Raw genomic sequence first — 10,487 nt, forward strand, 5'->3', positions numbered from 1 at the left:
ACCATCTTCAATAGAGATGGTTTTCTTTCATTACGACTCTCGTTCTGATAAAAGCTCTAAGATCCGTTCAAGATCCTCGTTGGAGAAAAACTCAATTTCGATTTTACCTTTTTTCTTTTGTCTCTTAATATTTACTGTTGTACCAAAATAATTTTGGAGATACGATTCCCGTTCTTTGATAATCGCATCCTTCACAGGTTCTTTTTTCTTTGTTTCACGTGGAACATTCTCATTTAATTGCTGAATCAGCTGCTCAAGCTGACGAACGTTAAGCTGTTCTGCAATCACTTTTTGCACAAGCGGTTCAAGCTTGTTTTTATTTTTCAAACCAAGAAGTGTGCGGCCATGGCCCATAGAGAGCGTGCCTTCCGCAATCAGTTGCTGAATGTTCTCAGGCAGTGTCAGCAATCTTAAATGGTTGGCAATATGCGGCCTGCTTTTACCTAGACGTTTTGCAAGCTGCTCTTGCGTAACATCTAAGTGCTTAAGCAATGAGTCATAAGCCTGAGCCTCTTCCAGCGGTGATAAATCCTCACGCTGAAGGTTTTCCAGTAAAGCAATTTCTCTCATTAACGCCTCTGATAATTCACGGACAATCGCTGGAACAGTTTCTAATCCTGCAAGCTTTGCCGCCCGAAAGCGCCGTTCACCCGCAACGATATCATAGCCTTTTAAAGATTTTCTGACGATAAGCGGCTGGAGAATGCCATGCTGCAGCACAGATTCCTTTAGCTCAGCTAGCGCTTCGTTGTCAAAGTGTTTTCTTGGCTGATAAGGATTAGGGCGTAAATCGGTAACTTTGATTTCCTCAACTGTCTCTTCAGACAAATCAACCTGATTAAACAACGCATTAATCCCTTTTCCAAGGCCTTTAGCCATTCGCAGCCACTTCCTTTGCTAAATCTAAATATACTTCCGCTCCTCTTGATCGCGGATCGTATAAAATGATGGGTTTACCGTGACTCGGTGCCTCGCTCAAACGGACATTACGCGGAATAACAGTCTGATATACTTTATCTCTAAAGTATTTTTTCACCTCTTCAATCACTTGAATGCCAAGATTTGTCCGGGCATCAAGCATCGTCAGCAATACACCTTCAATCATTAAATCAGTATTCAAATGCTTTTGCACTAGACGTACTGTATTTAATAATTGGCTCAGTCCCTCTAAGGCATAGTATTCGCACTGTACAGGTATGACAACTGAATCTGAAGCAGTCAACGCGTTAATTGTCAGCAATCCCAATGACGGAGGACAATCAATAATAATATAATCATAATTCTGCTTCACTGCTTCAAGCGCTCTCTTAAGTCTCACTTCTCTTGAAATTGTCGGAACCAGCTCGATCTCAGCTCCTGCAAGCTGTATCGTCGCAGGAATCACATCCAAATTCTCTACTGAAGTTGCTTTAATAATATCTATTACATCTGCATCATCTACTAAAATATCGTACACACACTGATCTACATCGGCTTTTTCAATCCCCAATCCGCTCGTTGCATTCCCTTGCGGATCAATATCTACCAGCAGAACCCTTTTCCCTATGTAAGCTAAGCATGCTCCAAGGTTGACAGACGTCGTTGTTTTTCCGACTCCGCCTTTTTGGTTCGTAATTGCTATGATTTTTCCCACGATGTCACCTACTTTCACATGAACATGTACTGTCATGTTTCTATTTTATCAAAAAAAGATTAAAGCGTTTCACTTTTTTCATCATTTTGTCTTTTATCAGAAGGGAATATTTGAAAATTCAATCAGCGCTTTATTGCTTTCTCTTATAAATTCTAATCCTTATATGTTTTTTTGACTTAAAAAAGGGATTTTAAATAGAAAAAAAGAAGAAGTTACAAGACAGAAAGTACAAACAGGACGGTGATCATATGGTTTACAAAACAAAAAGAGATGCACCCGTTTCTCTTATGATTGTGTTTCTCATATTACTGATACAAGCAGATGCCATAGTTCCTTTTGTGCTGGGAAATATGAGGATATCCGGCTCGATCATTTTTGTTCTTCTGACTCTCTTAAATGTGCTCATCATTTGGAGTTTCATTGATCTGAAATATGTATTGAAGGAGCACCGTTTGATCATTAAAGCCGGATTGATCAAACATCAAATTCCTTATGAAAAAATCGACAAAGTGATTCAACAAAAGAAGCTGTGGTCAGGTTTTCGGCTTATTGGCTCACGACATGCGATTACAATTTATTATCGGGGAGGCTGGGGACATGCAGTCATTTCTCCAAAAGACACGGAAGAATTTATCCAGCAGCTCAAAGAAAAGAATTCTAATATAATAATTGCAACTAAAAGTAATTAATTTCCTTTTAGCGAAAAAGCTCTCCTGGACAGCAGGAGAGCTTTTATTTTGGTATGCGAATCGTCAGTTGAATATATTCTTCAAATTCTTCTTCTTCCGTATTCAATTTTACACCGCTGTCTTCGACCATTGACAGTGACTGGCGAATCGTGTTCATTGCAATTCTAGTATCCCTGCTGAACGCTTTGCGTCTAGGCTTTGGTTTTCTCTGGCCTTGCTCCAGCATTTTAACCACGCGGTCTTCTGTCTGCTTTACATTTAAGCTTTTCTCGATTATCTCTGTGAGCAGTGTGACTTGGAGCTCAGGCTGTTTCAGGGGAATCAGCGCTCTGGCATGACGCTCAGTGATTTTCTTCTCCATGATTGCGTCTTGAACCGGCTGAGGCAGCTTTAATAGCCGCAGCTTATTCGCAATCGTTGACTGTCCTTTTCCTAAACGCTGCGCCAGTGCTTCCTGTGTTAAATCATGAAGCTCAAGGAGCCTTGCGTAGGCATGCGCTTCCTCAATCGAAGACAATTCCTCCCGCTGCAAATTTTCAATTAACGCCACAGAAGCGGTTTCCGTGTCGGAAAAATCCTTAATAATGGCCGGAATCTTTTCCCACTCGAGCGATTGCACCGCTCTCCAGCGTCTTTCACCTGCAATGAGTTCGTATTGGCCTTCTTCTTCTGTATGCCTGACAACAATCGGCTGAATAATGCCGTGTGTATGAATGGTCATTGCTAACTCTTTGATTTTTTCATCTGAGAAAATGGTGCGTGGCTGAAAACGGTTGGGAACGATAGCATTTACCGGTATTTCAAGAATCTCTTCTTTGTTTGTCTCATGTTCAGCAATCTCCGGTTCCTGTTCCTTCTCACCAAGCCCGAAGAAACGAGAGAATGAATGCTTCATGTACCTACACCACCTTTAAAAACTGCCATTTTTATAATTCTATTTTCTCATGGTTTTTCCTGCTGTACCGTCATTAATTTTGAAGAAAATATGATGGTATTGTCATATCAGGCTGTCTAAATTACCCTTCAATTGGCGATTTATTAGGAGTTCCCGGTTTTCTTGGATACTTCTTAGGTGTATTTTTAATCTTGCGTATCACCATAATATTACGATCGCTTTCTTCAATAGGCAGCTTAAAGGAATAGGTATTCTCCAGTTCTCCTCCAAGCGTTGTGATTGCTTTTTTCCCCGCATTTAATTCTTCTTCAGCAGATGCGGCTTTTAAAGCAACAAATAAACCGTTTTTCTTCACCAGAGGCAGACAAAGCTCGCTTAAAACAGATAGTCTCGCAACCGCTCGCGCTGTCACGATATCATAGCTTTCCCGTATGTCCTTCCGTTGCCCGAATGTTTCAGCTCTATCATGGCAAAATGTCGTATTCTCCAATTGTAAAGCTTCAGACAGCTTTTCTAAAAATGTTATTCGTTTGTTTAATGAATCTACGATTGTGACATGAAGGTGCGGAAAACATATTTTAATCGGCAGACTCGGAAAACCCGCTCCCGCTCCGACATCACAAATCGTATTCACCTGATTGAAGTCGACATAAAATGCAGCTGTAATGGAATCATAAAAATGCTTCAGATACACTTCTTTTTTCTCTGTAATCGAAGTCAGATTGATTTTTTCATTCCACTCAACCAGCATATCGTAATACAGCTCAAATTGCTCCAGCTGACGAGGAGAAAGGGAGATCCCTTTTTCCGCCAGTCCAGAGGTGAATTCTTCAATATTCATGCCGTCATCCTTTCTACTCGGCTATCTTCGCAATGCGGCCCTGCTCTAAATATACCAATAGAATTGAAATGTCTGCCGGGTTCACACCGGAAATACGGGAAGCTTGGGCAACAGACAAAGGCCGTACGTTTTTCAGCTTTTGACGAGCCTCAGTTGCAATCCCTTTAATTGCATCATAATCAATTCGATCAGGGATTTTTTTGTTTTCCATCTTCTTCAGTTTTTCCACCTGCTGAAGGGATTTTTCAATATACCCTTCATATTTCACTTGAATTTCTACTTGTTCTGCCACTTCTTGCGGAACCGATACTTCTGGCGGTGCAAGTTTAGTCACAGTTTCATAGTTCATTTCAGGACGTTTCATCAAGTCTGTGCCGCGTACTCCATCTTTCAATTCGCTTCCGCCAAGAGAACGGATATATTCTTGATTTTCTGGAGACGGCTTGATAATCACAGAATGCAGACGTTTTTTCTCCGCTTCGATGGCCGCTTTTTTCTTTTCAAAAGCCGCAAATCGCTCATCAGAAATTAATCCGATACGGTGGCCGATTTCTGTCAGACGCAGATCTGCATTGTCATGGCGAAGAAGCAATCTGTATTCAGCACGAGATGTCAAAAGACGGTATGGCTCATTTGTTCCTTTTGTCACAAGGTCATCAATGAGAACACCAATGTAGGCGTCAGAACGGCTTAGAATCACTTCTTCTTTTCCAAGCGCTTTTCGCCCTGCATTGATTCCCGCCATAATGCCTTGTCCCGCGGCTTCTTCATAACCGGATGTTCCATTAATTTGGCCGGCAGTGTAGAGATTTGTAATTTTTTTCGTTTCAAGCGTCGGCCATAGCTGAGTCGGTACAATCGCGTCGTACTCAATCGCATAGCCGGCTCTCATCATTTGAACGTTTTCCAGACCCGGAATCGTTGCAAGCATTCTTTGCTGCACGTCCTCTGGAAGACTAGTAGACAAACCTTGAACATAAACTTCCTGCGTATTTCTGCCTTCTGGCTCAAGGAAAATTTGATGACGCGGTTTATCATTAAAACGAACAACTTTATCTTCAATTGATGGGCAGTATCTCGGACCTGTACCTTTGATCATACCGGAATACATCGGTGAACGGTGCAGGTTGCTGTCGATAATTTCATGTGTCTCAGGGCTCGTATATGTCAGCCAGCAAGGAAGCTGATCTGTGATATATTCAACCGTTTCATATGAGAAAGCGCGAGGCACTTCGTCACCAGGCTGAATTTCCGTTTTGCTGTAATCAATCGTGTCGCTTTTGACGCGAGGCGGCGTACCTGTTTTAAAACGAACCAGGTCGAAGCCCAGTTCTTCCAAATGCTCAGAAAGCTTAATAGAAGGCTGCTGGTTGTTCGGACCGCTTGAGTAAGAAAGATCACCGAGGATGATACGCCCTCTCAAATATGTTCCAGTCGTCATGACAACAGCTTTCGCGCGGTAATGCGCACCGGTTTGTGTAATGACACCGCGGCACTCGCCGTCTTCTACGATCAGCCGCTCCACAATTCCTTGCAGCAGCGTTAAGTTTGGTTCTTTTTCAAGCGTATTTTTCATTTCGTGCTGATATTGGAATTTGTCTGCTTGGGCACGCAATGCACGGACCGCAGGACCTTTTCCAGTATTCAGCATTCTCATTTGAATATGCGTTTTATCGATGTTTCTGCCCATTTCTCCGCCAAGCGCGTCAATTTCGCGGACGACAATCCCTTTTGCAGGGCCGCCGACAGACGGATTACATGGCATAAACGCAACCATATCTAAGTTGATGGTCAAGACAAGCGTTTTGGCGCCTTGGCGTGCTGATGCGAGGGCAGCCTCAACACCGGCATGCCCGGCGCCAATCACAATCACATCGTATTGGCCTGCTTCATACCCCATGATTCTAATTCCTCCTTTTATTATTTTCCTAAACAGAACTGTGAAAAGAGCTGATCAATTAAGCTTTCGTGGACAGCGTCTCCAATGATTTCGCCCAGAAGCTCCCAGCATCTTGTTAGATCAATCTGCACCATGTCGATCGGGACATCCTGTTCGATGCCGCTAAGCGCGTCTTCAATGGCACGTTTTGCTTCCTGTAAAATTGATATATGGCGTGTGTTGCTGACATACGTTAAATCTCCGCTTTCAATAGCACCTGTAAAGAACAGCGATTGAATCGCTTCCTCCAAATCATTAACGCCTTCTTCTTTTAGAAGGGAGGTCGTTACAACAGGACGTCCATTGGCCAGCTCACGTACACGTTCTATGTCAATTTTCGCCTCGAGGTCAGTCTTATTCATAATAACGATGACGTCCATTCCCTTAACGGCTTCAAAAAGCTTCACGTCTTCTTCAGAAAGCTCTTCACTATAATTGAGCACAAGTAAAATCAGGTCTGCTTCCTTCAAAACCTGACGAGAGCGTTCAACACCTATTCGTTCAACAATATCCTCTGTTTCACGAATACCTGCAGTATCAACAAGACGAAGCGGAACACCTCTCACATTCACGTATTCCTCAATCACATCCCGTGTCGTACCCGGAATATCGGTAACAATGGCTTTTGCCTCGTGAACTAGGCTGTTCAGAAGAGAAGACTTCCCGACATTCGGACGGCCGATAATGACAGTAGAAAGACCTTCCCGTAAAATTTTGCCTTGCTCAGACGTTCTAAGCAGCGCCTCAATTTCTTTTTTAACGGAGCTTGCCTTTTCAACTAAAAGCTGATGTGTCATTTCTTCTACATCATCATACTCCGGATAATCTATATTTACCTCAACATGGGCCAGCGTTTCTAAAATATCATCGCGCAAACGGCGCACCAAAGCAGAGAGACGCCCTTCCATTTGATTCAAAGCGACGTTCATTGCCCGATCCGTTTTCGCTCTGATTAAGTCCATTACCGCTTCCGCCTGTGAAAGGTCGATTCGGCCATTTAAAAATGCGCGTTTCGTAAATTCACCAGGCTCCGCAAGTCTCGCTCCCTCTCTTAAGGCGAGTTGGAGCACTTGGTTTACTGTCACAATTCCCCCGTGGCAGTTTATTTCTATGACATCTTCACGTGTAAAAGTTCTCGGTGCTTTTAACACCGATACCATTACTTCCTCCACAACCCGATCGGTACGTTTGTCTACGATATGGCCGTAATGAATCGTGTGTGATTCGACCGAGCTGATCGTTTTCCCTTTCGGCCCTTTATAAATCCTGTCGGCAATCTGGATTGCTTCCGGTCCGCTCAGCCGTACAATAGCAATCGCACCCTCACCCATCGGTGTAGAAATGGCCGCAATTGTATCCATGTTGTTCACCTCTCTTTTCTATACTCTCATTCATCTATATAAAAAATATTTTATTATGCCAAAACTAAAAGATAACATAGTTTGGTTCGAAGTGGAAGATGTGTTATCCACAGACTTAGAAATTCATCCCTTATTACTTTAACTTATCCACATGTGAATAACAATTAATTTTATTTCCTGAACTTCCTTTTTATCAACAGGATACACCTAAAAAGGAAAAACTTAAACGGAAAAAGCTTGATATTACAAGGGAAAATAGATTTTTCTATACAAAAAAACCGAAGCTCCGATTTTTACCGGACTTCGGTTTTATGTTATCTTTTCTGGGAAATAACGAGGTGGCGATTATCGCCTTCACCCATTGAATACGTATTGATCTGCTGATTTGCATATTTGGAAAGAGCATCATGAATGATTTTTCTTTCACTGGACGGCATCGGTTCTAAATGAACATCTTTTTTTGTTTTCAAAACCTGGTCTGCCAGTCTCACAGCCAGCTGACTCAGCGTATCTTTCCTTTTCGAACGGTAGTTTTCTGCATCTACCGTCACATTTTTATACTGATCTGAATAACGATTAAGGACAAGCTGGGTCAAAGTTTGAAGGGCATTTAAGGTTTGTCCTCTTTTCCCAATCAACAATGCCGCTTTTTCACCCGTTATATGGAAACATACTGCCTTTTTGCTTTCTTTTACAGTCACATCAGACTTTCCGGCAATGGATTCGGCAATTCTTTTAAGATAAATCCTTGTTTCCTGAATCGGATCAAATTTTTCAGCCAGCTTTACGATTGCCGGCTTTTTGCCGAATATACCGAGGAAGCCTTTGTTTCCTTCCTCAATAACGGTAATGTCAACTTCATCTCTCGTTAATTGCAGCTCACGTAATCCGGACTGTACTGCTTCATCGACATCTCGCCCTGCAGCAGTCACATTCCTCACTTTTTCTTTCCTCCGGCTTTTTGCGGCTGAGGATCTTTTTTGATATCAGGCCCTTTAATGAGGAAAGTTTGCGCAATCATAAACAAGTTACCGACTACCCAATAAAGAGAAAGCGCCGCTGGGAAGTTGATCGCAAACACAATGATCATAATCGGCATAATCCAAAGCATCATTGCCATTTGCGGATTTTGCTGCGCGTTGCCCGCCATCATTAATTTTTGCTGTACGAAAGTGGCAACCCCGGCAACAATCGGAAGAATATAGAAAGGATCTTTTTCCCCTAAGTCAAACCATAAGAAACTGTGCTCTGAAATCGCCTGTGTTCTCATGATCGCATGATAGAATCCGATTAAAATCGGCATTTGAATTAAAATCGGGAAACATCCTGCCAATGGGTTGACGCCATGCTTTTGAAATAAAGCCATTGTTTCCTGCTGAAGTTTCTGCTGCGTTTTTTGATCCTTTGAGCTGTATTTTTCTTTAAGCTTTTGCATTTCCGGCTGTAAAGCCTGCATCGCTTTCGAGCTTCTCAGCTGCTTGATCATCAGCGGCAAAATTAATAAACGGATTAAAATTGTAACAATAATAATTGAAAGTCCATAGTTGTCTCCCGTCAATTTCGCAACATACGTAATGAGCTCAGACAATGGAAATACTACGTACTTGTCCCAAAAATGCGGACTATCTGCAGTGATCGGCTCTTTGACACTCGAGCATCCAGCCAAAAGCATGAATACGCCGACCATACTTAATAGCAACCATATTCTCCTTTTCAACAACATTTCCTCCTATAATCATTCTTTACACTCTCTTATTACAAAACATACTTGTATGTATTTTAGCATCTTTCAGTTTTAAATGGTGTCTTTTTCTGTTCAACCAGAAAGGAAGCGCTTTTAAAAGTTGTAAGAAAGCAGTGGCACCTACTTTTTTGACGAAGTTTTCTTATATAATGAGGCCTTCCTGAATAAATGCTGCAGACTTTTTTTCGTTTCCTCAAATGTCAGCTGACTTGCTGGTTTTCTGGCAATAATAATATAATCCTTTTCCTTCAGCCTGTCTCTCTCTTCTAGAAAAGCTTGCCGGATTAAACGTTTTATCCGGTTTCGCATTACTGCATTGCCAATTTTTTTGCTGACGGAAAGACCAACGCGCAGCTCATCGTTTTCAGGCTGATCAAGCGTATATAAGACAAACTGGCGATTCGCTACTGATGTGCCATGCTTAAACACTTTTTGAAAATCTTCATTTTTCTTTAAACGATTTCGCTTCTTCAAATTGACTCACTCCGATACTGGCTGGCAGAAACTTTTAATATTATTTGAAAATGAGATGTGCAGAGAGAGGGATATCCCCCGCTCATACACATCACATATATCTTTTCCCTTAAAGTGAAAAAAGACCACTGACATTATTCAGTGGCCTAAGCTGATAATACTTTTCTGCCTTTGCGGCGACGGCGCGCTAAAACTAGACGACCGTTTTTTGAACTCATACGGCTTCTGAAGCCATGAACTTTACTGCGTTTACGGTTATTCGGTTGGAATGTTCTTTTCATTTATGACACCTCCCTCGAGGAATAGCTGTTAAAGACAGTCTTACTTATTATATTTGCGTTACCTATTCATTGTCAACTTCACTAGTGCTTTTGTTTCTTGCAACCATAATAGGATACCATACCTTCTCGACTTTCGAAACCTTATTTTTTCAGATTCCTGAATTTAACGAAAAAAAGTCAGATACAAATGACATTCTGAGCTGAAAATCCGTGATGTGGATATCTTTTTTCCCTTTTTTTAATATCCACAAAGGTTATCGACAACATTTTCACACTGCTAACTCCTGTGGACAAATTTTTTTCAACAGGTTGTCTGCTTTGTGGATAAGATTGTGACAACCATTGCAAGCTCTCGTTTAATTTGGTATTATATTTGTGTTTTAACTCTTGATTACGAATCGTGCTTTCACTCTTTATCCACAAACTGTGGATAAGATGTGGATTGATTTCACACAGCATGTGTAGAAAGTTGTCCACAACTTGTGAAATTTGTCGAAAAGCTATTTATCTACTATATTATATGTTTTCAACATTTAATGTGTACGAATGGTTACCGCCATTTGCTCTTTTTTTGTGTTCTATAACAGAAAAAGACGTTATTTTTTTAGAAAAGGAGGGACGTGCCGGAAG

General features: G+C 41.6%; 11 protein-coding genes. 1 reads left to right on the forward strand and 10 read right to left on the reverse strand.

The genetic code is table 11. The annotated features are described in order from the left end of the window. Positions 1-30 precede the first annotated feature (30 nt). Both spo0J and soj read right to left on the reverse strand, forming a co-directional pair. Positions 31-879, reverse strand: a complete 849-nt coding sequence (gene spo0J / locus NSU16_RS20505; RefSeq protein ID WP_168749326.1) for a stage 0 sporulation protein Spo0J — start codon at positions 877-879, stop codon at positions 31-33. Continuing rightward, entirely contained in the window at positions 872-1,633 is a 762-nt protein-coding gene (soj, locus tag NSU16_RS20510; protein WP_010332665.1) for a sporulation initiation inhibitor protein Soj, read from the reverse strand. The genes spo0J and soj overlap by 8 nt, the downstream gene beginning before the upstream one ends. Before the next feature lie 248 nt (positions 1,634-1,881). On the opposite strand from soj, the gene NSU16_RS20515 reads away from it, so the two are divergent. After that, on the forward strand, positions 1,882-2,322 hold the full coding sequence (locus tag NSU16_RS20515; RefSeq protein ID WP_326191284.1) for a PH domain-containing protein: 441 nt from the start codon (positions 1,882-1,884) through the stop codon (positions 2,320-2,322). 43 nt (positions 2,323-2,365) lie between these two features. Here NSU16_RS20515 and noc read toward each other — a convergent pair whose 3' ends face one another. From noc to rpmH, 8 genes are all read right to left on the reverse strand, one after another. Further along, positions 2,366-3,217 carry a nucleoid occlusion protein gene (gene noc / locus NSU16_RS20520; protein WP_003219249.1) on the reverse strand — a complete coding sequence of 284 codons (852 nt, stop codon included), beginning with the start codon at positions 3,215-3,217 and terminating at the stop codon, positions 2,366-2,368. 121 nt (positions 3,218-3,338) lie between these two features. Continuing rightward, the gene (gene rsmG, locus NSU16_RS20525) at positions 3,339-4,058 is read right to left on the reverse strand and encodes a 16S rRNA (guanine(527)-N(7))-methyltransferase RsmG (RefSeq protein ID WP_010332667.1); all 720 of its coding nucleotides are present in this window, start codon (positions 4,056-4,058) and stop codon (positions 3,339-3,341) included. Positions 4,059-4,071: 13 nt separating this feature from the next. Continuing rightward, positions 4,072-5,958 (reverse strand): tRNA uridine-5-carboxymethylaminomethyl(34) synthesis enzyme MnmG, encoded by a 1,887-nt coding sequence (mnmG, locus tag NSU16_RS20530; protein ID WP_168749329.1) that lies wholly within the window; start codon positions 5,956-5,958, stop codon positions 4,072-4,074. A gap of 20 nt (positions 5,959-5,978) precedes the next feature. After that, positions 5,979-7,358, reverse strand: a complete 1,380-nt coding sequence (mnmE, locus tag NSU16_RS20535) for a tRNA uridine-5-carboxymethylaminomethyl(34) synthesis GTPase MnmE (RefSeq protein WP_026014643.1) — start codon at positions 7,356-7,358, stop codon at positions 5,979-5,981. Between the two features lie 314 nt (positions 7,359-7,672). Next, positions 7,673-8,299 carry an RNA-binding cell elongation regulator Jag/EloR gene (jag, locus tag NSU16_RS20540; protein WP_010332670.1) on the reverse strand — a complete coding sequence of 209 codons (627 nt, stop codon included), beginning with the start codon at positions 8,297-8,299 and terminating at the stop codon, positions 7,673-7,675. Further along, positions 8,296-9,081 (reverse strand): YidC family membrane integrase SpoIIIJ, encoded by a 786-nt coding sequence (gene spoIIIJ, locus NSU16_RS20545; RefSeq protein ID WP_081638392.1) that lies wholly within the window; start codon positions 9,079-9,081, stop codon positions 8,296-8,298. Before spoIIIJ ends, jag begins: the two co-directional genes overlap by 4 nt. 141 nt (positions 9,082-9,222) lie before the next feature. Continuing rightward, a complete protein-coding gene (gene rnpA, locus NSU16_RS20550; protein WP_010332672.1) occupies positions 9,223-9,576 on the reverse strand; it encodes a ribonuclease P protein component in 354 nt (117 codons plus the stop codon). Positions 9,577-9,722: 146 nt separating this feature from the next. Beyond that, positions 9,723-9,857 carry a 50S ribosomal protein L34 gene (gene rpmH / locus NSU16_RS20555; protein ID WP_003178075.1) on the reverse strand — a complete coding sequence of 45 codons (135 nt, stop codon included), beginning with the start codon at positions 9,855-9,857 and terminating at the stop codon, positions 9,723-9,725. Between the last annotated feature and the right edge of the window lie 630 nt (positions 9,858-10,487).

It is taken from the genome of Bacillus sp. FSL K6-1003, assembly GCF_037964945.1.
In the GTDB taxonomy this organism is placed as follows: domain Bacteria; phylum Bacillota; class Bacilli; order Bacillales; family Bacillaceae; genus Bacillus; species Bacillus mojavensis.